At 48.7% G+C, this 25663-nt stretch carries 20 protein-coding genes; all 20 read left to right on the top strand.

Annotated features, from left to right (window positions below):
* Window positions 1–3 precede the first annotated feature (3 nt).
* The 20 genes from B4N58_RS03220 (at window position 4) to B4N58_RS03125 (ending at window position 25663) form a co-directional block, all read left to right on the top strand.
* Window positions 4–1020, top strand: a complete 1017-nt coding sequence (locus tag B4N58_RS03220; protein WP_291745716.1) for an NAD-dependent epimerase/dehydratase family protein — start codon at window positions 4–6, stop codon at window positions 1018–1020.
* On the top strand, window positions 1013–2827 hold the full coding sequence (locus B4N58_RS03215; RefSeq protein ID WP_291745714.1) for an ABC transporter ATP-binding protein: 1815 nt from the start codon (window positions 1013–1015) through the stop codon (window positions 2825–2827). The genes B4N58_RS03220 and B4N58_RS03215 overlap by 8 nt, the downstream gene beginning before the upstream one ends.
* Window positions 2828–3254: 427 nt before the next feature.
* On the top strand, window positions 3255–4052 hold the full coding sequence (locus B4N58_RS03210) for an FkbM family methyltransferase (protein ID WP_291745713.1): 798 nt from the start codon (window positions 3255–3257) through the stop codon (window positions 4050–4052).
* Window positions 4053–4066: 14 nt separating this feature from the next.
* Window positions 4067–5155, top strand: a complete 1089-nt coding sequence (locus B4N58_RS03205; RefSeq protein ID WP_291745711.1) for a glycosyltransferase family A protein — start codon at window positions 4067–4069, stop codon at window positions 5153–5155.
* Between the two features lie 5 nt (window positions 5156–5160).
* Complete coding sequence (locus tag B4N58_RS03200; RefSeq protein ID WP_291745709.1) at window positions 5161–6555, top strand: Coenzyme F420 hydrogenase/dehydrogenase, beta subunit C-terminal domain; 1395 nt, start codon at window positions 5161–5163, stop codon at window positions 6553–6555.
* Between the two features lie 24 nt (window positions 6556–6579).
* Complete coding sequence (locus B4N58_RS03195; RefSeq protein ID WP_291745707.1) at window positions 6580–7833, top strand: polysaccharide pyruvyl transferase family protein; 1254 nt, start codon at window positions 6580–6582, stop codon at window positions 7831–7833.
* Window positions 7834–7841: 8 nt separating this feature from the next.
* Window positions 7842–8648: a hypothetical protein gene (locus B4N58_RS03190; RefSeq protein WP_291745705.1), complete on the top strand. Its 807-nt coding sequence runs from the start codon at window positions 7842–7844 to the stop codon at window positions 8646–8648.
* Window positions 8649–8680: 32 nt separating this feature from the next.
* Window positions 8681–9394, top strand: coding sequence for a sulfotransferase family 2 domain-containing protein (locus tag B4N58_RS03185; RefSeq protein WP_291745703.1), 714 nt, complete (start codon window positions 8681–8683; stop codon window positions 9392–9394).
* 34 nt (window positions 9395–9428) lie between these two features.
* Window positions 9429–10364, top strand: a complete 936-nt coding sequence (locus tag B4N58_RS03180; RefSeq protein WP_291745700.1) for a glycosyltransferase family 2 protein — start codon at window positions 9429–9431, stop codon at window positions 10362–10364.
* 39 nt (window positions 10365–10403) lie between these two features.
* Complete coding sequence (locus B4N58_RS03175) at window positions 10404–11018, top strand: sulfotransferase family protein (RefSeq protein ID WP_291745698.1); 615 nt, start codon at window positions 10404–10406, stop codon at window positions 11016–11018.
* A gap of 11 nt (window positions 11019–11029) precedes the next feature.
* A complete protein-coding gene (locus B4N58_RS03170) occupies window positions 11030–12979 on the top strand; it encodes an acyltransferase family protein (RefSeq protein WP_291745696.1) in 1950 nt (649 codons plus the stop codon).
* Between the two features lie 30 nt (window positions 12980–13009).
* Window positions 13010–15022 carry an acyltransferase family protein gene (locus B4N58_RS03165; protein ID WP_291745694.1) on the top strand — a complete coding sequence of 671 codons (2013 nt, stop codon included), beginning with the start codon at window positions 13010–13012 and terminating at the stop codon, window positions 15020–15022.
* 5 nt (window positions 15023–15027) lie between these two features.
* Window positions 15028–15987, top strand: coding sequence for a glycosyltransferase family 2 protein (locus B4N58_RS03160; protein ID WP_291745692.1), 960 nt, complete (start codon window positions 15028–15030; stop codon window positions 15985–15987).
* Window positions 15984–17201, top strand: coding sequence for a glycosyltransferase family 4 protein (locus B4N58_RS03155; RefSeq protein ID WP_291745690.1), 1218 nt, complete (start codon window positions 15984–15986; stop codon window positions 17199–17201). The genes B4N58_RS03160 and B4N58_RS03155 overlap by 4 nt, the downstream gene beginning before the upstream one ends.
* A complete protein-coding gene (locus tag B4N58_RS03150; RefSeq protein ID WP_291745689.1) occupies window positions 17188–18348 on the top strand; it encodes a glycosyltransferase in 1161 nt (386 codons plus the stop codon). The genes B4N58_RS03155 and B4N58_RS03150 overlap by 14 nt, the downstream gene beginning before the upstream one ends.
* Window positions 18349–18356: 8 nt before the next feature.
* A complete protein-coding gene (locus tag B4N58_RS03145; RefSeq protein WP_291745687.1) occupies window positions 18357–18908 on the top strand; it encodes a WcaF family extracellular polysaccharide biosynthesis acetyltransferase in 552 nt (183 codons plus the stop codon).
* Entirely contained in the window at window positions 18905–20707 is a 1803-nt protein-coding gene (locus B4N58_RS03140; RefSeq protein ID WP_291745686.1) for an acyltransferase family protein, read from the top strand. The genes B4N58_RS03145 and B4N58_RS03140 overlap by 4 nt, the downstream gene beginning before the upstream one ends.
* A complete protein-coding gene (locus B4N58_RS03135) occupies window positions 20704–22035 on the top strand; it encodes a hypothetical protein (protein ID WP_291745684.1) in 1332 nt (443 codons plus the stop codon). The genes B4N58_RS03140 and B4N58_RS03135 overlap by 4 nt, the downstream gene beginning before the upstream one ends.
* 147 nt (window positions 22036–22182) lie before the next feature.
* Window positions 22183–23319, top strand: coding sequence for a polysaccharide biosynthesis/export family protein (locus tag B4N58_RS03130; protein WP_291745682.1), 1137 nt, complete (start codon window positions 22183–22185; stop codon window positions 23317–23319).
* A 25-nt stretch (window positions 23320–23344) separates the two neighbouring features.
* Window positions 23345–25663 (top strand): polysaccharide biosynthesis tyrosine autokinase, encoded by a 2319-nt coding sequence (locus B4N58_RS03125; RefSeq protein WP_291745851.1) that lies wholly within the window; start codon window positions 23345–23347, stop codon window positions 25661–25663.

Raw genomic sequence — 25663 nt, 5'->3', positions numbered from 1 at the left:
CCTATGAAAGCCTTTGTTACAGGAACGGCAGGGTTTGTTGGTTTCCATCTTGCACGGCTTCTCTTGCAGGAAGGGTGGGACGTTCATGGATATGACGGTCTGACCGACTACTATGATGTTGAGCTGAAGAAAAAGCGCCACGATATTCTTCGCTCTTTTCCGAAGTTCGAGGCCACTGAAGCCATGCTCGAGAACGATGAAACATTATCCAGTGCCGTGATCAAGTTCAAACCCGATGTGATCGTTCATTTGGCTGCACAGGCAGGTGTACGTTACTCAATTGAAAATCCACGCGCATACCTGAACGCCAATATTGTGGGCACTTTTAACTTGATGAATGCTGCCTTGGCCGTGAAACCACGACACATGCTAATGGCTTCAACCAGCTCGGTATATGGTGCCAACACCACAATGCCTTACGCAGAACATCAAAAAGCAGATGTTCAAATGTCGTTCTACGCAGCCACTAAAAAAGCCAACGAGGCTATGGCCCATTCATGGGCACATATTCACGGTTTGCCAATCACCATGTTTCGCTTCTTTACGGTGTACGGCCCATGGGGGCGGCCCGATATGGCGCTCTTCAAGTTCACTTCCGCGATTCTTCAAAACAAACCTATCGACGTATATAACCACGGTCAAATGTGGCGAGACTTCACCTACATTGACGACTTGGTGCGAGCAATTCGATTGCTGATCGACGCGGTTCCTGGTGGGCCAGAAACTGCAGTCGAAGGCGACAGCCTTTCGCATGTTGCGCCTTACCGTGTAGTTAACATTGGAAACTCGGGCAAGGTTCGGCTTGAAGATTTTATTGACGCAATTGAAGTTGCAACTTCAAAAAAAGCCATTCGAAACTACATGGACATGCAGCAAGGGGATGTACCAGCCACTTGGGCCGATGCAACACTTTGCAAGAACCTGACTGGTTACTCCCCCAAAACAAATGTTGTTGACGGGGTTGCGCGGTTCGTCGAGTGGTATCTCTCTTATATTGTGGACCCTGCTGCACATGGTTAATCGTGAAATATTTGGTATGGCGTGGGAAATGCTCGACAAGCGTGAGCGTCGAAATGCCTTCCTGGTTCTTGCTGTAGTTATTCTTGCGGCCGTATTGTCAGCTGCCATGGTCGGGTCAATTGCTCCGTTCCTTTCCGTGCTTGCAGATCCTGAAAGTATTCAAAAAATTGCACCGTTGAAATGGGTCTACCAAAAGGGCAATTTTCAAAGCAGCCACGACTTCCTGATTGTTTTGGGGGTTTGCTCAATTGCTTTGGTAGTCATTGCCAATGCGTTTCAAGTGTTGCGGGTTTTTGTTGTAAGTCGCTTTGTTTTCATGCGGTCTCATTCAATCAGCCACAAGCTGCTAAAAAGTTATTTGTCTCGTCCTTATTCATATTTTTTGGTCAACCATTCGGGCGAAATGGGAACCAAGCTACTGGCTGAATCGCAGCAGGTTGTTCAGCAGTTTTTTCGCCCTGCTGCCGAAGCCTGTGCCGCTGTGTTAACCACGGCAGCGCTTTTGTTCGTCATGCTGTACGCGAATTTCGTAGTTTCGTTGTCTGTATTTGCAGGGCTTGGCGGCATCTACGGTATTTCAATTCTTATTTCACGCCGCAAAGTTCGTCGAATGGGAGTTGACCGGGCAAAGGCCAACACTGAACGTTACCGCATTGCCAATGAAGGTTTGGGGGGCATTCGAGACATCAAAATTCTAGGGCGCGAGCGGTTCTACTTGAACCGGTATGCAGCACCCTCCCAGAAAATGGCGCTAACGCAGGCTGGCGTGGCTGTTATCAGCCAGGTGCCCCAGTACGTAATGCATGGGGCGGCTTTCTCGGGACTAATTTTGGCGTGCCTTGTTATTTTGGGTGACCATGCCAGCGTTAACCGTGAAGTGATGGCCACCGTTTTGCCAACTATTGGATTACTTGTTTTTGCGGGTCAAAGAATGATCCCGGAGTTGTCAAAACTCTTTCAAAGCCTGACCATGCTCGCCTATGGCGCTGCTGCCGTAAAAAGGGTGCATGCAGACCTAATCGGTTTCAAGAGCACTGAAAAACTGCCTGCGAGCAGGCCGCAGCCCACAGGGCTGAAGTCCTCTCTGGCGTTGAACAATGTTTCGTTTTTCTATGAGAGCAATGGCAAACCCGGCTTAAGCGACATTTCACTTCAAATCAATGCAGGCGAACGTATAGGTATTGTGGGTACCACAGGTGCGGGCAAATCAACTTTGGCAAATATTTTGCTGGGTTTGATATTGCCTACCAACGGCGAAATGGTCGTTGACGGTAACCCGGTAAAGGCTGAAAAGTTGCGGGCGTGGCAAGCCACTGTTGGTTATGTGCCCCAGGAAATATTTTTGGTCGACGCGTCCATACGCGAGAACATTGCACTGGGTATTTTGCGGGATCAAATCGATGAAAACCGCATGCTTGAGGCAGCGAAAATCGCTCAAATTCATGATTTCGTGACCACTGAACTGGCACAGGGTTATGACACTGAAGTGGGCGAGCGTGGTATTCGATTGTCCGGTGGACAAAGGCAACGAATCGGTATTGCACGCGCCTTGTACAACAATGCCGACTTGATCGTTTTTGACGAAGCCACAAGTGCTTTAGACAACGTGACTGAAAACGAAGTGATGCGTGCAATCGACGAATTACCTTGGGACAAAACCCTGATTGTGATTGCCCATCGCTTGTCTACTTTGCGCAATTGCAACCGTATCCTGGTGCTTGACAAGGGCAAGGTTGCGGGCTTTGCGTCATGGGAACAACTACAAAAAGAAAATTTTGTTTTTCGAGACCTCACCAAAACACACTAACTTCAGCTATTTTTTTTACCCCAATCTGTGAACGCCTAATGAGTTCCACCAAAGTCAGTCTTGAACACCCGCTGATAAAACCCTCCCCGGGGGGTGTTTTTCTGCGCCATCTGCAAATGCGATTTCGCAAGGCAACCAGTGAATTCAGGGTATTGCCAGATTTCATCATTTGGCTCTTGAAGGAGATACGTCCTTTGACAGTTCGATGGCAGCCATCACCAGGTTCTCCAATGCGTAGTTCTCCGCAATTTCCTGTCCCATCAACCTCAAGCCGGTTGGAAGCAACAATACTCAAGTGTCCGACAGCATACTTGAATCGTTGAAATTGTAATTTAAAGAACCCTACCATTCTTCCGCATTGCTTAACAAGCCGTTCTGTTGGGGGTAAACGATTGCTGTCCAAACTATCGATTCGATCAAGGCTTATATGATAAAACGATTATTCAATCTAATTCGAACAATTTTTCGCGACGCGCCTATCGTTGGCTATCGCGCCTATCTAACCTATCGCCTGCGATCATACCTGGGTAGTAAAGACCCAATGCGGGTTGTGGTTGAAGGGCAAAGCGTATTGGTGCGCCCGGGTACTCCTGATTTAAGAGTAGCCTTCCAAAGCTTGAGAAGGGAATTCGACATTCTTTCCACCTTGCTTCCGGCCAACTTTGACGGAATCATTGTCGATGCAGGCGGGTACATCGGTGCCGCAGCAATCAAGCTATCGAAGATGTACCCAAAAGCAACCGTGGTATCTGTCGAGCCATCGGATGCGAATTACGCAGTGCTCGAGAAAAATATTCAAGGGCACAAAAACATACATGCTTCAAAGTCGGCCCTTCATTCCCAAGGTGGCCAAGACGTATTACTTCGCGATCGAGGCACTGGCGAGTGGGGGTTCAGTATTGCGCTTCAAGACACGACATCCAGCAGCAATGTGCTGGGTTCAGTTTCAACGATTTCCTTGGGCGATATTTCAAGAAAGTTTGGCGGCAAACCGATTGGCTTGGTCAAACTGGATATTGAAGGCGGCGAATACGAGATTTTGAAAAATGCCGACACAGATTTGCAGCAGGTGCCCCTGTTATTTGTTGAACTACACGACAGGATTGTTCCCGGCTGTTCACAAGTGTTCAACGCCTTTAGTCAGGGTCGTTGGGTGATCAATGCGGGTGGCGAAAAACACCTGTCCATGATTGGCAAACCAGTCAGCATTTCGTCTAACTCTTAAGGCCCGGCAACACAATGAACGCATTGCCCCAAAGCGCTGAACTTGTTCCGGGTCTGGTCAGCATTGTCGTGCCGTGTTTCAACGTCGAAGCCTATTTAGAAAAGTTTATCTCCTCAATAGTTGACCAAACTTACAAAAACCTTGAGGTTATCTTGGTGAATGATGGCGCAAACAGTGCCACCACCGAGATGCTGCGTGAGTCTGTTCCTCTACTGCAGTCAGAAGGTTACATTGTCAAGCTAATTGAGCAAGCCAACAAAGGCTTGGGCGGCGCAGTGGATACAGGTTTGAAGCATTTCACTGGCGAGTTCCTGATGTGGCCCGATCCCGACGACTGGCTTACCCCTGGTTCGATACAAAGAAGGGTTGAGTTATTCAAGCAAAACCCGGATATAGGTTTGCTGCGTTCTAATGCGCAATTGTTCATTGAGGCAAGGCAAGAATTCGATGGTCACTTCATGCCGGTTGATGTGCCATCGCACCGCGCGCACGGTCTGTTCGAAGACTTGCTGTTCATGCGTTACTTCTACGGTCCAGTCTGCCACATGGTACGCAGTGAAATGTTTCTTGCCGTACATCCAGACCGTAGTATTTATTTCTCCAAAACGTCTTCTCAAAATTTCCAGCTTTTGGTTCCATTTGTTGAATCATTCCCTGTGCTGCAGGTACACGAGCCGCTTGCCGTTTATCGCATACGGGAAGATTCAAGATCGCGGGCACCCAACCAGTCACGGGAAAAGCTTATGGCCCGCTTCGATCAGTTAATGGAGCTAACCGAGCACACTCTGCCCAAGCTGAAAACATGGACACCTGAAAGGCAACGCCTTTTGTTTAACTTCCATTGGCGTAACAGAATGTTGCCAACAGCGATTCGTGCTGCCATGGGAAATCGCTGCCGTGATCTGGTAAATCAAAGCGATTTGGCGGCATGGCGCAAATCATTGGCCAAAATCATTATTTCAGTGCGTTGTTCGAAGTGGTTCCTGTTCACAGACAAACTAAGCGGGGCGGTGGCATCACGGTTTCTGGCTCGAAGTTTTGATCGTTTGGTGCATTTGCCTAGTAAGCAAATGAAGTGGGGGGCAGCCCCCCTGTGGAATTAATGCGTATGCATTCGCCGCTTCAAAAAGTTGTTGATGGTGGGTACTGTGTGGGCTGTGGTGCATGTGCTGCCTTTGATCATCGAATCAAGATGGTGTTCGATAGCAGTCAGAGACTTGTCGCTGCGCTGCCCGAAGATGGCGGAACCCAACTGGCTGCATCGGCTTGCCCTTTTGCCGAGGGCAATCCGGATGAAAACCAAATTGCTGATCGGCTTTTCCCTTCCGAAGATCACCAAACCGATTCACGAATCGGTAAATACCTGTCCACTTGGGCGGGCTGGGTTAAGGAAGGCGAGTTTCGTGAAAATGGCTCATCTGGCGGTGTAGGCACCTGGTTGCTTGCCGAATTGCTGGACAAGAATCTGGTGGACTTCGTTGTGAACGTGACTGAAAAGCCACGGGATCAAAATGGGCCGTTATTTCATTTTTCAGTGCAATCTAGCCGTCAGGGTGTGCTTGATAACGCGAAAACCCGGTACTACCCTGTTGAAATGTCGCAGGTTATCAAGCACGTAATGAATACACCGGGACGCTACGCTTTTATAGGTGTGCCTTGTTTCATTAAAGCACTGCGCCTTGCCATCCTTGCGGACCCAGTATTGGCTCAGCGTGTTCAGTTCACAGTAGCTATTGTTTGTGGGCATTTAAAATCGGCTTCGTTTGCAGAGTCGATTGCGTGGCAGTTGGGTGTTGAGCCAGGGCAGCTCCAGTCGATTGACTTTCGTGCCAAATTACCCGGGCGCCCAGCCTCCCGCTATGGTGTAAAAGTTAGCGGCACCCGTAAAGGCGATAACCTGGAGGTACAGCAACCCATGGAAGGATTGCTGGGTGCCAACTGGGGTCATGGCCTTTTCAAGCTGAAGGCCTGCGAGTTTTGTGACGATGTGCTGGGTGAAACAGCAGACGCAACCGTAGGCGACGCATGGTTACCTGAATACGACACCGACCATCGTGGCAGCAATGTGATTGTTGCAAGAAGCCACCAACTTCAACAATTGTTGATGGATGGTGCAAACAGTGGTCGTTTGCACCTTAAGCCGTTGCCTGTTGATTCGGTAGCAGCTTCTCAAGCAGGTGGGCTTCGGCATCGCCGAGAGGGTTTGGCGTATCGCCTTTGGCTTGCTGACCGTGCTGGCCAATGGCGACCGGTTAAGCGAGTAACGGCCAGTAGAAATCACCTTCAACCGCACATGCAAGAAATTCATCGCTTGCGTTACCAGCTTGGCCTGGCAAGTCATGATTTGTATCAGCAAGCCAAGCGGCAAGGTGTGTTGCAAGTTTTCGTAGACTCTATCGCGCCATTAGTGAAGGCCTACGACAAGCAGGTAAGCCCTTCGCGGATGCGGCGCATCTGGAATCGCATTCGGCGTGCGCTGTTGTTGCTGAAAATTCCCACTTAATTCCTTCTTCGAGATTTTCTAAACGTGACCTCAGCAAATCAAATCAGCGACCCAAAGCCTGCTACAAAGTTTCTGTTTGTTGGAAACGGCCCTTATCGCAATCGCGGTTGCGAGGCGATTGTTCGCGGCACCATGGAAATATTGACCGAAACATTTGGCGAAATTCAGGCAAGTGCAGGTGTAATGGCCTCGCCCGAAACTGTGGCAGCGCAGCAGCAAGCTGAAATCGACAGCCGGGTCACTAATTTTTCAGTTTCGCACGTGGGCCCGCGTTTCTCGTTGAAATGGTGGATGGCGCAAGCCAACAAAAGGTTGCGCACGGAATTTCAGCAGCACACTTTCGATCTTCGAAGCCATGTGTCGGGCTTGGGGGCAGCCATGCAACTGGGGGGCGACAATTATTCGCTGGATTATGGCCGACCGCTAGACTACATGGCCGTTGACCGTTTCCTGCAAAAAAAGGGCATTCCTGTCTACATTTGGGGTGCGTCTGTTGGGCCCTTTGATCAAGATGAAGAGTTTGCGCCAGTAATTCATCAGCACCTGAAAACACTCAATGGCATTTTCGTTCGTGAAACCGCAACACAGTCGTATTTGGCCAAGCATGGCATAACAGACAATGTGCACTTGGTGGCTGACCCTGCATTCGTGATGAAGCCACTAGAACCTGCCGACCTCAATGTACAAGCCTTGGTGGCGAATCAACCAATTGGTATCAACATTAGCCCATTGGTGGCCCGCTTTTCATCAGCGGGTGGCCTGGATGCATGGCGAGACAAAGCCGTTGAAATGGTTGTTGCATGCGCAAAACGAACCGACAAACCCATCCTGTTGATTCCACACGTGGCCTCACCCAAACACGATGAAGACGACTACGCCTTTATGGCTTCTCTTCAGGCGAAGGTGTCACAGCAGGTTAGTAATCATATTGGGCTGGTACCGCCGCTGGGGGCCGCAGAATTAAAGTGGCTGATTGCCCGGTGCTGCGTGTTCGCAGGTGCCCGCACACATGCCACCATCGCGGCGTTGTCTTCTGGTGTGCCCACCTTAAGTTTGAGTTATTCCGTGAAAGCCATTGGTATTAATCAAGACGTGTTTGGTCATCAGGAATTTTGTCACTCTGTGAAATCCATTTCACCTGAACAATTCGCATTGGCTGTTGATCAATTGGTTTCAGGGAAAGATGGCATACGAGCCCTGATTGAATCCCGACTTCCTGCGATATGTGATCGCGCAACGAATGCAGGCCGTATTTTGCGTGGTTTGGTATCTAAATAAATTCGAAGATGAAAACACTTAAACTCGTATCGGCGTGGGTACGAATCAAAACAACGGTCGTATTACGTTTGCGAGAGCTGATCGCGTATGTGGCATATCTGTTCAAAGCTCGTTCGAAAGCGAAGAATGTTTTGATTTTTGGCCAAGGGCGTTCTGGCACAACATTATTTGAGTCATTGCTGGTTTCCTCAGGACATTTCAAAGGGCTTCATGAAGTATTGAATACGGTTACACGTGATGTATGGTGGCCCAAAGCTTATGTGGCCGGGTTGGGGCGACGTTGGTCAGGTCAAAATGTAGTTGTTCACGTTAAACCCGAACATCTCACCTGGGGGAGAAAGACGCCGGTTGACTCGCGTAGTTTTCTAGAATTTATGGTGACAGAAGGTTGGACTATAGTTCACATTCAAAGACGCGACGTGCTGCGCCAACTTTTGTCCAAGCATATAGCCAAAGCTAGGGGATCATTTCACAAAAAGGACGATGCATTAGAGTCAATTAGTTTACGCATCTCTGAAGAGGTATTTTTGGCTGATTTTGAGCGACGGCTTAACTGGCTTTCTGATGAAACTAAACTACTTGCTGGACTTCCTCACCATGTAATCTTCTATGAGGATCATCTTGAGTCGTCAGAGCATCATCAGCCATTAGTGGATTCACTGTTTAGCGAACTTGATTTAGAGCTTCGGAAGGTTTGCACGCCTCTGAGGAAAATAAGTAAGAGTGGTAACGGACACACTATAGAAAACGAAGCCATACTTCGTAAAGCCTTTGAAGCTAAGGGTTGGTCGTGGACTCTCCCCTCCGCAGAATAAGAACTTTTAATCATATGAGGAAATAGTCTGAAATGAGACCCGTTGTCATTTTTACACATATTCCAAAAGTTGCAGGAACCAGCTTGGTTAGAAAATTGGTTTTACCTAACTACCCTAGAGATTTGATTAAAAGCTATAAAGGTGAGTTAGATTTACTCCGAAGTCGTGGTCGATATCAGGTGCTTGTGGGGCATAGCGTTTACGGGATACAACATTTAGTGACTGGGCCTGTAAAAATGTTCACTATGCTTCGTGATCCTATAGAGAGAGCCATTTCACATTACTATTTCATTAAACAGCCTGGCGAATTCGGGCCAGGAAGGAATCTTGAGCAAAAACGCACAAATCGTGAAGTGCAATTGGCTGAGATATTCGAATACAACAAGCATAGGAAATTTCGATTGGCAGGAACGTGGCTCATCGACAATATGCAAACAAGGTATCTAGCTGGTTATTCTCATTATTGGAAATCTGAAAGCTCACTATCGCTTCTTTCTGCAGCGAAGTTTAACTTAGAAAAGCGATATGTTGAATTTGGTCTTTTGGATCAATTTGAAGAATCATCGCTACGCATTGCATCAAGCCTCGGATGGGTACTCGCTGAGAGAGTAGATAAGACGAAGGAAACAAGAATACAAAAAATTGTTACTTCTGAGGATAGGGCTGCAGTTGAAAAGTGGAATTTGCTTGACCAAGATTTGCACTCATTCGCCCAAGAGCTTTTTCGAAAGCGAGGTCTGCGCTGATCCCAATGGAATAATGCTCCGAATATGCGTGTAAATGACTACTAACGTTTCTATAATTATTCCCTGTTACAACAAGCAACCTTATGTTGCTGCTGCAATTCAAAGTGCTTTGTCTCAGTCATTTCCTTGCGAGGTTATTGTCGTTGACGATGGCTCAACGGACGGTAGCCTTGATGTAATTCGCCAATTCGATGGGCAAATTCGATGGGTAACTGGTGTAAATGCTGGTGGAAGTGCCGCCAGGAATGCCGGTTTAAAAATGGCAACAGGCAACTTTATTCAGTTTCTTGATGCTGACGATATATTGCCGCCCAATAAAGTGGCTGAACAATTGAATGAGCTGAAAGACTTGCCACCCGGTGCAATTGCATTTTGCCCTTGGTCTTATTTTAATGACGACAATCAAATTGCTGCCCCAAGCACAAGGCGATACTGGAAAACCTACTCATGTGGTTCAGACCTGCTGATCGATATGTGGCTAAACGGCGGCTTTTTTCCTCCGCATGCATGGCTGGTCTCACGGCAGCTGATTGACAAGGTCGGTGATTGGGATGTTTCGCTGACAGGCGATGATGATGGCGAGTTCTTTGGTCGAGTGCTTACCGCCGCAGCTGAGGTACGTTTCTGTGAAGCCACACGCGTTCTATATCGAAACCCGCCAGTTGGGTCTGTTAGTCGTGACAAGTCACTGAAATCTGCTCGAAGTTTTTGGCGGGCTTTCGAGTCGATATCAAGCTTGCTGTTGGCACAACGAAACGACAGGTTAGCTAGAAGAGCTTGTTTGGCCAGAGTAAGGAAAACTGCCTACGCATGGCAACAGGAGCCAGAAATATTGGCCTTGGCTTCCGCTTGGGAACACCAGAATTATCTATTCGATTTTAGCCCCGCATTGCCAGTAAAAGTACGAATTTTGATTGGGCTTTTTGGAGTCAAATGGGGTTTGGCATTCAGGCGTATTTTTAATCGATGACGTTTAGTTTTTATTGATCAACAGAGCGGACTAATTTAAATGTTTCATCATTCGCGACTAACTTTTAAACACTCGATGGCATTGTTTTGGCGACGATTGAAATATGGCGTTCCAAAACAAAAGGTTGTTTGTGTCGGGTTGCAGAAGACTGGAACCACCTCGCTTCAATACGCATTGTCAAAGTTAGGTTATCGGGTCGGGGGCGTTTTCTCTATAAAGGATTTGGATAACTTCGATCAGCTGTCTAAACGTGCACTGGATCTTTTTCAGAGTTTCGATGCTGTGGCTGACAATCCTTGGTGTGTTCTTTATCAAGAACTTGACCTAGTGGCGCCGGGAACAAAATTTATATTAACTGTGCGTGATCCCGATAAATGGTATGCCTCTGTATGTAAACATTTTGGGGAAAAGCCAATCAGATTGCACGAGTGGATTTATGGCGTTCCTGCTCCCATCGGGCACCAACAGGTCTATCTCGAAAAGTTATTGCAGCATCAAGACGCTGTTCGCAAGTATTTCGCAGATCGGCCTGGTGACCTTATTGAGTTCGATGTCACCAAAGGCGATGGTTGGGAAAAATTGTGTAGCTTCTTAAATGTACGGGTACCAACTGATCCATTCCCTCGGCTGAACACAGCAGAAATGCGTAGCTAAATCCAAATTTTATGAATTACCGCCCCGATATTGACGGCCTTCGTGCACTTGCCGTATTGCCCGTGGTTTTGTATCACCTGGGCATATCTGCCTTTTCTGGTGGATATGTAGGGGTTGATGTTTTCTTTGTAATTTCAGGCTACTTGATTACGGGAATTATTTGGCGCGAGGTTGTACAAGGCAATTTCTCAATTGTTGGGTTTTACGAACGGCGTGCTCGTCGAATACTGCCAGCGCTGTTTGTGGTTATTGGTTTTAGCACTGCTTTTGGTTTGTTCATCTTTACGCCTGAAGAATTAGTCAATTTCGCCAAGTCGGTATTAGGCTCAATTTTCTTCGTGCAAAACTTCGTTTTAGGTGCGGAATCGGGATACTTCGATGCTGCGTCTGAAACAAAGCCGTTGCTCCATATTTGGTCGCTGGCTGTTGAAGAGCAGTTTTATATATTTTTTCCCCTTGCTTTGATGTTGGTGGGCAAACGGGTTAGTCGCGTATTGGTACTTTGGCTTCTTTTGGGGGCCATTGCTGTTTCGTTGGTCATGTCCATTTACTTCATGTCCAGCAGACCAACATTGAATTTTTACATGTTGCCTTTGCGGGCGTGGGAACTTTTGGTGGGTTCTTTTTTGGCCATTGGTTTGGCGTCCGGAAAGGTTCACTTTCCACGCTTTAAGCATGTGCTTTCCCTGCTCGGTTTGGCTGCAATCTTGCTCCCTGTTTTTATGTATTCCTCCAACACACCGTTTCCGGGCTACACGGCTGTTCCCCCTGTGTTGGGCGCTGCAGCCATTATTTGGGCTGGTCCGCAAAGTGTAGTTGGGCGCTGTTTGTCAACTCGGGCGGTGGTATTTGTAGGTTTGATATCCTACTCACTCTATTTGTGGCATTGGCCACTGTTCGCATTTCATGCGCTTTTGTACCCTGAAAAAATGCCTACCTTACATGCACTGGTGCTGTTTGGCTTGTCGGTGGCTTTGGCTGTAATTTCTTGGCGTTACGTTGAAACTCCGTTTCGAACAAACAAAGTAAGCGTCCTAAGCCGGAAAGCCATTTTTGCAGGCAGTGCATTTGCGACCGCTTGTTTTGCAGTGTTCGCTGTGTTGGTATTTTTGGGAAAAGGTTGGGAGTGGAGAGCTTCGCCCGAGATAGTTGCACTGGCCAACGTTGCCAATGAAAAACGCATTAGCGACTCCCAGTGCAAGCCAGAAATTTATTTGTTCACTTTACGTGGTCGGGAAAGAGGTTTTTGTACCCTTGGTCAGCAAATAGTGGGCAAACCTGATGTGCTGGTGTGGGGCGACTCACATGTTGGTGCCTGGTTTCCTGCCCTAGACAAAGCCTTCCAAGAGGCAGGAATAAGCGGCTATGCAATTTCAATGGCTGGCTGCCCTATAGCTTTTGGCTTGGAGCGAGCAGAGCAAGGAAAGGACGGCTGTGGCCAAGCTTCAGATGCTGTGAAGCGTTATATACAAACGGAAGGTATTGGCCGCGTTCTAATAGTTGGGTCGTGGTTTGGCATACTTGAAGAAAAGAATACAGTATTTGACGGAAACGCAAGTTACGACAACCCAAGCCGTTTGATGAATGTAAGCGCTGGAATTGCACACACAGGCCAGGTTCTACGCAGTATTGGCGCGAAGTCTGCATTTTTGCTGACTGTGCCCGGCGCTCGGCATTCAGTGCCTGAGGCCCTTTTCCGCCAAGCTCGTTTGGGCTTCTATCCCGAAATACGCCGTACCCCCGAAGAATACGAAAACAAGCTGGGGAATATTAATGAAGTGGCCAGAAAAAATTTTGATGTGGTATTAACCCTGAACGGCCCGTTGTGCGGAAATGAATTCTGCGAAGTGCTGATGGATGGAAAGCCACTGTATTACGATTCAAATCATCCTTCTTTGTATTTGAACCAAATAATGGTGCCGCATTTGTCGGCTCAAATTCAAGCATTCCGCAATCAATAAAGTTCTTCAAACCATCTTTAAAAGATTTCCATGATTTATCGACCAGACATAGACGGGTTACGCACACTGGCAGTGGTTCCCGTACTGCTATTTCACGCCAATGTAGTCGGGTTTTCTGGCGGCTACATTGGTGTTGACATTTTTTTCGTGATCTCTGGTTTCTTGATTACGTCAATTATTCAAGCTGAGCTGAATCAAGGTGATTTTTCAATAGTACGCTTTTACGAAAGGCGCGCACGAAGAATTCTGCCGGCCCTATTCGCTGTGATAGCTGCAAGCGTAGTGGCTGGTTGGTTTCTTCTAACCCCAGCGAAATATGAGCAACTGGGCGAGTCAATGCTAGCGGCCTTGTTGTTCGTATCAAACCTCTGGTTTTGGCAAAATTCGGGTGGGTATTTCGCTGGGCCAACAGATTACTTGCCACTGTTGCACACATGGTCTTTGGCGGTAGAAGAACAGTTTTACATTTTCTTCCCTATCCTGATGATGGTGCTGTACAGGTTGGGGCGTCGCTGGCTAATACCTACCGTGGTGGTTTTGGTATTGGGTTCGCTCCTGCTAGCTGTATGGGCAACGCCAAGAATGCCAAGTGCTGCTTTTTATCTTTTGCCCACCCGCATTTGGGAATTAGGTTTTGGTGCCTTGCTTGCGCTTGGCCTGGTACCGGTTAACTCCAGAAAGAGTATTCGGGAGCTGGCCGCCACCATTGGTTTGTTGGCAATTCTGGTGCCAATATTTGTATATGATCGTTCAACCGGTTTTCCGGGGTTCGCAGCGTTACCACCCGTACTGGGCACCGCTTTGATAATTTGGGCCGGAATCGAAAAAGCCACGTGGGTAAGTCGTTTTCTTGCTATCAAGCCCATGGTTTGGGTGGGTTTGTTGTCTTACTCCTTATACTTGTGGCATTGGCCAATCATGGCCTTTCTTCGGGAAAGATTGTTTACCGTTCATCTGGAACCGATTTGGCAGGTCGTGGCCATAGCCGCGTCTTTTGCATTGGCTTGGCTGTCTTGGCGTTACATAGAACGCCCGTTTCGGGATCGAAAACAATTCAAGTTTAGTGGAGCCAGAATTTTCAGATTGTCTGGAACTGGAATGCTGGCTTTGGGTTTAGTGGCTTGTGCGTTGTTCTTTACCTCTGGTGCACCTCAACGGTTTGACGCATCACAACTCACGCGAATTTCAAATTTAAAAACGACCAGTTCGGAGATTGAATCATGCAGCGGTGTCAGGCCTGTGACTACTTTGTGTGTTTTTGGGAAATTTGCTGATCAAGTTGACCCCACTTGGTTGGTGTGGGGTGACTCGCATGCGGCTTCCATGTTGCCAGCATTTATAGATGTTGCAGATTCGACAGGCGAATCAATTTTGTTTGCCAATAAGGGCAATTGCCCACCCTTACCGGATACGGACAGGTCCGATATGCCGATGGTTGAAAATGGATTGTGCGAACGATATCGGCAGAAAGTGTTGAAGCGTATCTTAAGTGAAGAAAGCATTCAGTTTGTGTTCTTGGTGGCAAGGTGGCCTTTGTACGGCAGGGGAAGCATGCTTCTTTCCGAAGGACATGGATCATTTCATTTGGTTAAAACCGGAGAAGCCAAGACATCGCAAACTAATTTGGAAGTCATGAAAAGCTCGCTTGACGCTGTAATTCAAAAACTTCGCGGTGCGGGCAAACGGGTGGTGCTTGTAGAAGCAGTACCTGAAATGCCGTGGCACGTAGGTGGCCGAATTCGTGCAGAAATTCTTTTTGAAGTCCCTTTTTCTATTGATAAAATCAGTTTGACTGAAGTGGAGCGAATGCAAGATTCAACGAATCAGGTTATAAGGTCATTTGAGAAAACTGAGGGGGTGTCTGTGGTGCGAGTGGCAGAGAAAATATGTGCTCAGGGATGCCCGTCCCGATTTGAAGATAATATGTACTACAGGGATTTTAACCATCTTTCTTTGGTGGGTGCCCAAGCCTTGTTGACCCCAGTATTGCGTGATGCGCTTCAGTTGAATGAAAGCACCTCCACGTTCACAAAGGTTCAATAGCTAAAGTGGCTTTAATTTCTGTCGTCATACCGGCGTATCGTCCTGAAGACTTTTCATGCTTGCTGCAAAGTATGGCAAATAATACTGACCCAATCGTTGAATGGATAGTGGTTGATGATGGTTCTGGTCCTCAGTTTGATGAGGTGTTTGCCACCCTTCCCGCTACGGTCATGTTGATACGTCAAGCTGCAAATCAGCGGCAAGGTGCTGCGCGAAATGTTGGCTTGGCAGCTGCATCGGGGCAATGGGTTAAGTTTCTGGATGCAGATGATCAGCTAGACAATGGCCATTTATCTGCCTTGTATTCCTCGATTCATACCGATCGGGTTCGAGTGCTGCCATTTGCACCAACCTTGCATGTGTATCCCTCGGGTAAAACAATGCTGAATGACAGTTGGCGAGATTTGCCTGTGGAATCGTCAGCCCAATTTCGTCGACAACTTGTTAGGCCGTTTGTACATCACTGCGGTGTGCTTTTTCCGCGCAAATTGTTGCTTCAACTCGGTGGGTACGATGAGAACCTGGTTACCGATGAAGACGGCGACCTGTTGCTGCGTGTGCTGCGGCAAGGTTACTATTTTAAGCCGGTTGAGTCCATAAACTATTTGTACATTCACCGCTTGGGTGGTGGTCGGGTTTCTTCCGACGACGACATTTCAAAGTTTCAGGCGAGGGTAACAGTGTGTCGCAAGGTACTTGGTTCTTACTCAAATGGAATTCCGGTGCTCGAAGCGGAAGCGTTGGCACAACGCATGGATCAAATTGCGCTTTCGTATTGGAAGTCGTACCCGCTAGAAGCAAGAAAACTGCTAACCGAAGCTCGAAGCATCGCGCCTGACTATAAAGCGGATGCGCGCGCGCTGTTTAAACTAATGCGTCGCGTCGTGGGCGTGGGGCCAAGTCTTTCCTTAATCGCAGCGTACCGACGCTTGCGTGGTCGGCCTGCTGGGGGGGCACAGGGTTGAAATTATTGGCAATTAGCGAACACTACTTTCCGCGTGTGGGTGGTACGGTAAATTATGTTCATGAAACCTTGTGCGCGCTTGCGGAACAGGGCGTTGATATTGAGTTAATTGTTCCCGGCCCGGCACCAGAAGAGTTTTTGACTAATCAAACTGTGTTGCCCTATCACCTGCGTTGGATTGATGTGGGCTATCCACCCAAAGGCGACCCCAGTCGGGAACAGCGTTACAACTTCTGCATGCAAACAAATGCCGAAATTTGTGCCCGCTTGCACACTAGCAATCAACCCGATGTGGTTCATGTCATGTTTGGTTTGTTTGTGATGGAAGTGCTTGAAACCGAGAAGCTACAAGCGGCGGGGGTTGCAACATTCGCCACGGTGCACAATGTGCCCCCAATGGAATGTCGAGTTACAGCCCACAATGCACCTTTGCTTGTCCGCTTCAAAGAGGACGCAAGGCTTTTTTTTGTTAAAGCAAAAAACCGAACTCGCCTACGACGTCATGCCTATTGCACTTACATTGTGCCTTCCGAGCAAGTTGCCGGATTGTTGCGGCCCATCGTTGTAACACCTGTGGCGGTAATTGGCCATGGGCCAACCTCCGATTTGCAAGCTTGCTTGAAGCCGCCGGCCAGCCGTTTGCCCCAGGAACGGACACGCATATTAACGGTGGCAGGCTATGCGCCACACAAGCGGCAGCATTTAATTCCGCAGGTGGCGGCACGCCTGTTGGAATTGGGCGTTGACTTTCAATGGGATGTGGTAGGTCCTTCCGGCCGGGTGACAGGCTACTACGACTCAATTGCTAGTGAAGTGAAACTCCTTCAATTGGATGGCAAGGTAACACTTCACCATGCGGTTCCCTTGGCTACGTTGGCTCAGTTATATGACAATGCCAACCTGTATGTTCAGCCCTCGATTGAAGAGGGTTTTTGTTTAACGGCTCTTGATGCAGCCGCAACGGGTTTACCTGTTATAGGCTGCCCAGCAGGCGCCTTGCCGGCCATCACTGCCGCCAGTGGTGGTCAATTGGTCAACAGCAGCGCGGCGCAATTGGCCGATGCCATTTCACGGTTTGTGCGCAATCGCCAGTGGCCCGATTCCGCCGAGCTGGTAGAAACGATTCGCGAATGTTTTTCTTGGCAAGCTGCTGCCAAAAGTTTACTTGATCAATATATTCAGCACACTCACAAGATCGATGATGGCGCAGTCTGATCAACTCGATGCAATTCAGGTTTTGCTGCTGACCTCGCAACTGGCTTCAACTGCCGGGGGGTTAGCGGTGTCAGTGCCCGGGCTAGCTTTCAGCCTAGATAAGTTCGACGACATTGATACCCACGTGATGGGTACGCTTGACCCAGCAGAGCCATACGCCACGGCAGCCTGGGGGCCGCGGGCACATGCATTTCCGGTAAAGGGGCCTCGTTCCGGGCACTACGCCCCGGGTTTGAAAAAGGCGATTGCTGAATTGAATCCTGATTTGGTCGATGTGCAGGGGCTATGGACTTACCCTTCCTTGGCCAGCTTGCAATATGCACGGCTTACCGGCAAGCCTTACATGGTTACGCCGCGGGGAATGTTAGACCCATGGGCACGGCAAAATTCGGCCTTGAAAAAGAAGTTGGCTGCTTGGGCGTTTCAAAGCGCCCACCTACGTGGGGCTGTTTGCCTGCGTGCCACTGCGGAAATGGAGGCCCTGCATTTTCGTACTGCCGGGTTAAAAAACCCGATAGCGATTGTTCCCAATGGGATCGAATTGCCTGAATTGTTGGTTCGCAAACATCACGATTTGAAATCGATTTTGTTCTTGAGCCGAATCCATCCAAAGAAGGGGGTGGAATATTTGTTGAATGCTTGGTCGGCACTGAATAATACTTTCCCGGATTGGGAAGTGATCATTGCTGGAATCGATGAAAACGGCCATGAAAACCAGCTTAAGCGCATGGTTGCAGACCAGCGATTGCCGCGTGTTCGATTTGTGGGGCCGGTTCATGGGCAAGCCAAACAACAACTGTATCGTGATGCCAGCTTGTTTGTATTGCCAACCCATGCCGAAAATTTTGGCTTGGTGGTGGCCGAGGCATTGGCGCAAGAAGTGCCGGTGATCACAACAAAAAATGCGCCTTGGCAAGGTTTGCACAAACACGATTGTGGTTGGTGGGTCGACCTTAATCAACAAAGTTTGAATGACACGCTACGCAATGCCATGTTGCTGCCCGGCGAAGCACGGGTGCAAATGGGGCAGCGCGGTAGGAAGTGGGTAAACGCGGACTTCGGTGTTCAACAGGTTGCAGACCGCATGCGCAGCGTTTACTGGTGGGCTGCGGGCTTTGGTGCTCGCCCCGATTGTATTTTTGACTAGGCAAATTAATGCGTTTGGATCTTTTTAAAAATCCGGAATTCGATCGGGGTGCCAGCAAACTCGTCGAGCTTCTATGGATTGTAATTCAGGGGCTGTTCTTTTCGTCGTGGTTGCCCGGTTCGGCTTGGCGGCGTGTGTTGTTGCGGTTTTTCGGTGCAAAAATGGGGCGGGGCGCGGTGATAAAGCCCGGAGTGAATATCAAGTTTCCCTGGCGATTGGTGGTGGGCGATTATGTTTGGATTGGCGAGCGGGTGTGGATAGACAACCTCGATTTGGTCACCGTGGGCGCTCACAGCTGTATTTCTCAAGGGGCTTACCTGTGCACGGGCAGCCACAATTGGGCTGATGAGGAATTCGGTTTGATCACCAAGCCAATCACCATTGGACAAAGTTGCTGGGTTGGCGCGTTTTCCAGGGTTGCACCAGGATGCACGTTTGAAAATGGGTCGGTATTGGCCATGCATACTTTGGGCAAAGGGCTATTGCAGGCAGACACCATTTATTTTTCAGATGGTACAGCCAGGCCGCGCAGTGTAAACCGCAGGGAAAACAAGAAATGACTGTTGTATACAGGCCGGAAATTGATGGCTTACGTGCGTTGGCTGTTCTAAGTGTTGTTTTGTTTCATGCCAAGGTGCCAGGATTTGAAAACGGTTTCCTTGGCGTTGACATATTTTTTGTTATTTCAGGCTTTCTGATCACAACAATTATTCTGCGCGAACATGCTGGGTCCGGATTTTCCTATCTCAATTTTGTAACGCGCCGCGCACGGCGAATATTGCCCGCCTTGGGTGTAGTTACAATTGCGTGCATGCCATTTGCCTATTGGCTGATGTTGCCCGATGCGCTGGAAAATTTCGGGCAATCGCTGGTGGCAACAACTTTGTCGGCCAACAACATTCTGTTGTGGCTAACTTCAGGGTACTGGGATCTTTCGTCTGAATACAAGCCTTTGCTTCACACGTGGTCATTGGGCGTAGAAGAGCAGTTCTATGTGCTCTACCCCCTGCTGTTAATCGGGTTGTTTAAATTCAGACGATCGGCCTTGTTGATTGGTTTGAGTGGCTTGGCTGTATTGTCATTTTGCTTGATGGTTTATGAACTGAACCGTGATGCGGCCGCTGCATTTTACCTGCTGCACTGCAGGGCTTGGCAGTTACTGGTGGGCGGGATTGCGGCTTTAACGGCGACCCGCTTTGAAATGAAACCCAGTGAGCAATGGGCAGGTTTAGGCGTGGTTATGATGCTTGCAAGCATGTTGCCATGGCCCGCAGAAGGTTCGTTATTGCCCGTGCACATGGTATTGGCAACAGTGGGCGCAGCGCTTTATTTGTTGTGGGCTTCAAGCAACTTGCGGGTTACCTGGCCATTCACTCAGCGTGCAGTCGTTTTTACAGGCTTGATCAGTTACAGTTTTTACCTGTGGCACCAGCCTGTGTTTGCTTTCTTGCGTGTTGCTTTGTTTGAAGAACCAAGGCCGCTTGCGGTTGCCTTGGCTGGCCTGTTGTGTTTCGGCCTGGCTGCGCTAACCTGGCGTTACATCGAAGTACCATTTCGCTCGCCAACCAAAGTGCCACCTCGTCGGTTTTGGCCGATGATTGTTATAACCACTGTAGCCTCACTGTTTGTGGGTATGGCCATGCATTTTTCCTCAGGCTTTCCGGAAAGATTGAATTACCCCGACGAACAAGGTGCGGCTGGCGGGGCAATTGCTTATAACGAACGAATTCGGCGAATACTTCCCAATATAGTACCCGCCAACAAGGAATTACCAGTTGTATTGGTGGCGGGCAACAGCTTCGCCCGCGACTTCGCCAATGTGCTGATAGAAGCAGGCCTTTCAGAATCGTTAACCCTCGTGTACCGCGATGACGTGTCTGCTTGCTCGGCGGAATGGAGTAATGATCAAAAACAGTTGGTTTCTTCGGTTGATTTCGTGATTTTTGCTGGCGTTACATACGGGAGAACTTGTATTGAAGGGAATGTTGCTGCTTCAGGTGCCCTGAGTGTGCCATTCCGCTATGTCGGGCCAAAACATTTCGGGAACAATCCAAATCCACTTGTTCGAATGACAACTGAAGAGCGAGTGGCAGTGCGTTTAAAAGTGCCCGAGATCATCTTGATAAGAAATGCAAGCCAAAAAAAGTATTTGAGAAATTTGTACATCGACCTTTTACCCGTATTGGCCGAAGACGGTCGACACATTAGAGTTGCGAATGATCAGGGTATACTGCTTTCCACTGACAATATTCACCTTTCCAAAGCTGGGGCTGTTTACCTGGCCAATGAATTAGAACACCTTATGCCTGAAATTTTTCAATTGGCTAAAACACGTAGACCTATAGAGACAGCCCAATGATATTTGGGTACACGTTTTTTGACCCGATAATTGTGCTGGTTTTTGCCGCGATGGCTATTTATTTCTTGGCGCGAAATCCTGTTCGTTTACTGGCTTGGTTGCCCACAGGGTTAACCGTTTACTTCTTCATTCCACTGGTGACTTTATTAAGTATTGGACAAGTACTTAGCTTGATATTAACTGCACGAATGATGATAAGAGCACGGATCAATGCTGCGCCACGTTTCGTGCCTGTTTTGGTATTAATGTTAATCTGCTTTTTGGTTTCAGCCAGTATTAGTTTTCTTGCAGGGCAAGATGTTACCCGTACTCTTTTGCGTGCGTCGTACTATATTGGACTTTTAGCCGTATTTACATTTTGCTTCGAAATGCTAAGAAAGGAACGCGCGTACGAGATCTTTGTAAAGGGAATGGCATTTCTGGGTATTGCTTTAATGATCTATGGTCTGTACCAATTATTTGCAGTTTTTGCTGGCTTGCCTTTGCGTGGAATTGTGCGTGGTGTTTATGGCGCGCAAATTGCACTAGAAGGCGGAATTTTGCGGATTAATAGCTTTGCCAGCGAACCCAAGCGTTTGGGCTACGTTATGTTTGTGTGTGCATTGGCCTGTTTTGAATGGGCTCGCCTTAAACCCAAAGTAAGCACAAAATACAAACGCTTTGGTTATTTGGTGCTTGGTACCTCGGCATTAACATTTGCTGGGTCTTACTTTATCGCCATCGCTTTATTCTTGTTGACCATAGTTGTTTTGTATCCTTCCCGAGCTACGAAGTTGGTGTTTGCTGGTTTGGCAGGTGTTTTTATTTTGTCAGCAGTGCCAGAAACTCGCTTGGCCGAGATTGCAGTAAATGCTTATGAGCGCAGGGCGCAAGAAGTGGAAGTTGGTCTGGATGGTTTGAAAGTCTATCGCCAAGAGTTTTATGCTGAAGACTATTTAGTAAATAATCCTGAGGCGATAATTTTTGGTGTCGGGTTGGGGCAGTATTATGGCGTTTTGAATGCCGAATATGGACCCGGCGTTGGATATGGTGAAGATGGTGTGAGCTTGGCCCCATTGAATTCCGCTATGCTTGAAACGCTTTTCGACTTGAGCGGTGTGTTTGTCTTGCTAATGTATTTTGCATTGTTTTATTTGATTTGGCGGCTTCGTCGCATGGGTGAAAAGTTTTTGTGCCTTGCTTTGCTGTTTGTGGTGTTGCAAAGCTTTACGATTCAGTCGCTTACTTTCGTGGTTATGTTGGCCGGCGTTGCTTCGGCAAAGCTTGTACAGCGGGAACGTAATGCCAATTCGCGATCAATGCAGGTGCGTTTCCCGGTGCCTTCTTAGGTAACCACACCTAAACGGAGGTGTGTTTTGTTGCTGCGCTCCGCATCCAAACCGTGGGCATGTGGTTAATGTTAAAGTGTTGGGCGTGTTGTAAAAGTAGCCTTTTTATATTTGTATCTTTTCATTCTCGGTATCCGGACACATTCAATGATCTTTTTCCGCAAGTATTACTTGTTCGCTTTGGTTTGCATGCCCGCGCTGGCTTCATGTGCATTCCCCGGCCAGTATTTCGGTATCGACCCTAGTCAAACCGAACAGCAGCAGTCTTCCTCAAATGGTGTCGATTACCGCCTAACCCCAATCGATTCAATCAGCTTGCTGGCAATGCAAAGTTCAGCCCAAGGTGTGCCGCTTGTGCCGGCTAGTATTCGTGTTGAGCCACCAGAGTACCAATATAAGATTGGCGTGGGCGACGTGGTTAGGGTTACGGTGTGGGACCACCCCGAACTTACCAACCCGGCAGGCAATACAACGGGGCAGCTACAGGGCCAAGTGGTTCTGCCCGATGGTACCTTTTACTTTCCGTTTTTGAACAAGGTAAAGGCTGTTGGGCGAACCACCGACGAAATCCGTGCTGAGATGACCAAAAACCTTGAGGCTTTTATTAGAAGCCCACAGGTCGATGTAACAATCCAAGGAGGTGGATTTCGTTCCCAGAAAATTTACATCAGCGGCGAAGTACGTGAACCAGGCTTTTTGCCGATCACCGATGTGCCCATGCGGCTTAGCGATGCGCTTTCGCAGGTTGGTGGCTTGAACAAAGAAGCCGATATTGAGAATGTAACCCTTCAACGAGAGAATCAAAGTTTTGTGCTGAACGGGTACCGCCTGCTTTACGAAGGTGACCTGTCGCAAAACGTGTTGCTTCAAAATGGCGACGTGTTGAATATTCCCGACCGCAGGTTGCGCAAAGTATTTTTGATGGGTGAAGTGGTACAGCCCAGTTCGTTTGTAATGCCGGTTGGAAAGCTGACTTTGGCTGAAGTGTTAAGTGACGCTGGCGGAATTAACCAAAATACATCCAACGCACAGCAGGTTTATGTAATTCGTCAGCCTGCCGCCTCCCCGAGTGGCGAGCCGCGGACCTTGGATATTTTTCACCTGGACAGCACCAGCCCTACAAGTGTGCTGTACGCAGACCAGTTCGTGATGCAACCCCGCGATGTTGTGTACGTAGACCCTGTGCGTTTGGTCCGTATTAACCGTTTGCTTGGTACCATATTGCCTTCTTTGCAGGTATTGCCCACAGTACGTTCCAACATTCGAGTGTTGGAAGGCGAGTAAACGAGAGAACAAGAGCTTGAACCCGATGAATATTCCTTACGAACCAACGACCAAAAGCAATGCCATGGGCACCCCACCCCTATTGGCTGACATGGGCAGCGACCCAGGCGAGATCAAGCTTTTGGATCTTTGGTACAACCTGCTCGATTTTAAGTGGGTGGCCGCAGCCATAACGGCTTCAGTTTTGGCAATCGGCGCAATATACGCAACGGTGGCCACACCGATATTTTCCGCAGACGTGTTGCTGCAGGTTGAAACAACGCAAGCCGGTGGCCTCGCTGCTTTGCAAGATGTAAGCGGTGTGTTGGCTGATGGCAGATCAAACGTGAATGGCGAGCTTGAAATAATTCGAAGCCGCACAGTTGTTGAAAGTGTGGCGAACAGTTTGGGCTTGGCCCAATCCATTTCGCCTCAGTACTTTCCGGTGTTTGGGCGCTGGTTGGCGAACCAGCACGAACAGGCATTGGGCTTGTCAAAGCCATTTTTGAATTTGAATGAGTATGCCTGGGGCGGTGAACAGTTAAGGTTGACCCAGTTTGTGGTGCCCACTGCCTGGACCGACCAAGCATTTAAAGCCGTCAAGGGTGACGGCGACTCATACTCTTTGTATTCTCCGGAAGAGCAGGTATTGGGGCAGGGCACGGTTGGTCAACCCCTGACGTTCAACATTGGATTTGGAACGGGTTCCATTACCATTTCCCAATTTGAAGCCAACCCAGGCTTGGTAGCAAACGTGGTTCGCCGCCACCCCCTTAGTTTGCACAATGGTTTGGTTGCTTCACTAAGTGCCGCCGAGGTAAGTCGCGGTAGCAGCATGATTCGGGTTCGCTATGAAAGCTCTAGCCCGGCGTTCGCTGTGAAGTTTTTGAACGAATTGGCCAATGCTTATTTACGCCAGAACGTGGAGCGCAAAGGCCAGGAAGCTGAGCAACAACTAGTTTTTTTAGATCAGCAGTTGCCCAGCATTAAAGACCAACTGCGCAAGGCCGAAGATGCATTAAATGTGTTTGTGCAAAGCAAAGGCACCATTGACCCCACACTGGATACCCAGCGTATTTTGGGTCAAGACGTTGAACTGGAAACCAAGCGGGTCGAATTTGGTTTGGAACGTGAAAAACTTCTTCAGCGCTTCCAGCCTGGGCACCCGCTGATTCAAGCGATTGATGATCAGCTTGCCCAACTGCGCACTGTGCGCGGTGGTGTGGCCAGCCAAGCGCAAGCATTGCCGGAAGTGCAGCAGGAATACCTGCGTTTGCGCCGGGATGTAGAAGTTAACCAAGCCCTTTATACCTCTTTGTTGAACGGTGCACAGCAATTGAAAGTCGCCAAGGCAGGAACAATCGGCAACGTAGCAATTGTGGACTATGCCCAACAGCCCAAGCGTGCATTCAAGCCCAAGAAAAGCCAGGTGATTACCTTGGCATTGCTGGCTGGAATTTTGTTGGGTGTATTGGCGGCACAAGTTTTGGCTATGTTGCGCAGTGCAGTACGCGACCCCAGCAAGCTGGAGCAAGCAACTGGCTTGTCTGTTTATTCAATCGTACCGCTTAGCCAGCAGCAAACCGCGGCTGAAAAGGGCTTGCGCCGCCGATCCGATAAGGTTGGGTTGTTGGCTGTTTCTGCACCGAATGACCCTTCAATCGAAGCACTGCGAAGCTTCCGCACTGGTTTGCAGTTTGCCACCATAGATTCGCCCAACAAGCGCGTTTTGATTACAGGCCCTGTACCTGAAATTGGTAAGTCATTTGTATCTGCCAACTTTGCCGCCATTATGGCGCAAGCTGGCAAGCGTGTATTGTTGATTGATGGCGACATGCGCAAGGGCACACTAAGCCGTTACTTCATTCAGGAAGAGCGTGGCGATACCAAGCACCCCGGCCTAAGCGATGTGGTGGCGGGTACCGTGCCTTTTGATACTGCGTTGATTAAAACGGAGCTGGAAGGCCTGCATGTGTTGGTTTCAGGTTCCGTACCGCCCAACCCCAGCGAATTACTGTTGCACCCCAATTTCATCGCCCTGCTTGAAAAAGCGGATGATGAATACGACTACGTAATTATTGATAGCCCGCCAGTGTTACTGGTAAGTGACGCCTCAGTGATGGGGCAGCATTGCTCGGCCACGTTCATTGTGGCGCGCTACGGGGCAAGCAACATTCGCCAGGTTAGCGATTCACAGAAACGATTGGCCCAAGCGGGTGTACGGGTGAATGGCTTGATCTTCAACGGATTTATTGCCAACCGTTCAGGCTACTACTACGGCTATGGTTACGGCTATGGCTACAAAGACGCTTATGGCACCTACGGTGATCCAGTGGTTGGCAAATCAGCGATTAAAAAGGCTTAA

It is taken from the genome of Limnobacter sp. UBA3528 (assembly GCF_002377005.1).
Classification (GTDB): Bacteria; Pseudomonadota; Gammaproteobacteria; order Burkholderiales; family Burkholderiaceae_B; genus Limnobacter.
Note: the sequence above shows the minus strand (reverse complement) of the source record. Positions and strands in the feature narration are given on the sequence as shown.

What these genes read in the sequence shown, in the direction of transcription:
- B4N58_RS03220 (WP_291745716.1), top strand. Translation starts at nt 4, where the DNA reads ATGAAAGCCTTTGTTACAGGAACGGCAGGGTTTGTTGGTTTCCATCTT.
- B4N58_RS03215 (WP_291745714.1), top strand. Translation starts at nt 1,013, where the DNA reads ATGGTTAATCGTGAAATATTTGGTATGGCGTGGGAAATGCTCGACAAG.
- B4N58_RS03210 (WP_291745713.1), top strand. Translation starts at nt 3,255, where the DNA reads ATGATAAAACGATTATTCAATCTAATTCGAACAATTTTTCGCGACGCG.
- B4N58_RS03205 (WP_291745711.1), top strand. Translation starts at nt 4,067, where the DNA reads ATGAACGCATTGCCCCAAAGCGCTGAACTTGTTCCGGGTCTGGTCAGC.
- B4N58_RS03200 (WP_291745709.1), top strand. Translation starts at nt 5,161, where the DNA reads ATGCATTCGCCGCTTCAAAAAGTTGTTGATGGTGGGTACTGTGTGGGC.
- B4N58_RS03190 (WP_291745705.1), top strand. Translation starts at nt 7,842, where the DNA reads ATGAAAACACTTAAACTCGTATCGGCGTGGGTACGAATCAAAACAACG.
- B4N58_RS03185 (WP_291745703.1), top strand. Translation starts at nt 8,681, where the DNA reads ATGAGACCCGTTGTCATTTTTACACATATTCCAAAAGTTGCAGGAACC.
- B4N58_RS03180 (WP_291745700.1), top strand. Translation starts at nt 9,429, where the DNA reads ATGACTACTAACGTTTCTATAATTATTCCCTGTTACAACAAGCAACCT.
- B4N58_RS03175 (WP_291745698.1), top strand. Translation starts at nt 10,404, where the DNA reads ATGTTTCATCATTCGCGACTAACTTTTAAACACTCGATGGCATTGTTT.
- B4N58_RS03170 (WP_291745696.1), top strand. Translation starts at nt 11,030, where the DNA reads ATGAATTACCGCCCCGATATTGACGGCCTTCGTGCACTTGCCGTATTG.
- B4N58_RS03165 (WP_291745694.1), top strand. Translation starts at nt 13,010, where the DNA reads ATGATTTATCGACCAGACATAGACGGGTTACGCACACTGGCAGTGGTT.
- B4N58_RS03150 (WP_291745689.1), top strand. Translation starts at nt 17,188, where the DNA reads ATGGCGCAGTCTGATCAACTCGATGCAATTCAGGTTTTGCTGCTGACC.
- B4N58_RS03145 (WP_291745687.1), top strand. Translation starts at nt 18,357, where the DNA reads ATGCGTTTGGATCTTTTTAAAAATCCGGAATTCGATCGGGGTGCCAGC.
- B4N58_RS03140 (WP_291745686.1), top strand. Translation starts at nt 18,905, where the DNA reads ATGACTGTTGTATACAGGCCGGAAATTGATGGCTTACGTGCGTTGGCT.
- B4N58_RS03135 (WP_291745684.1), top strand. Translation starts at nt 20,704, where the DNA reads ATGATATTTGGGTACACGTTTTTTGACCCGATAATTGTGCTGGTTTTT.
- B4N58_RS03130 (WP_291745682.1), top strand. Translation starts at nt 22,183, where the DNA reads ATGATCTTTTTCCGCAAGTATTACTTGTTCGCTTTGGTTTGCATGCCC.
- B4N58_RS03125 (WP_291745851.1), top strand. Translation starts at nt 23,345, where the DNA reads ATGAATATTCCTTACGAACCAACGACCAAAAGCAATGCCATGGGCACC.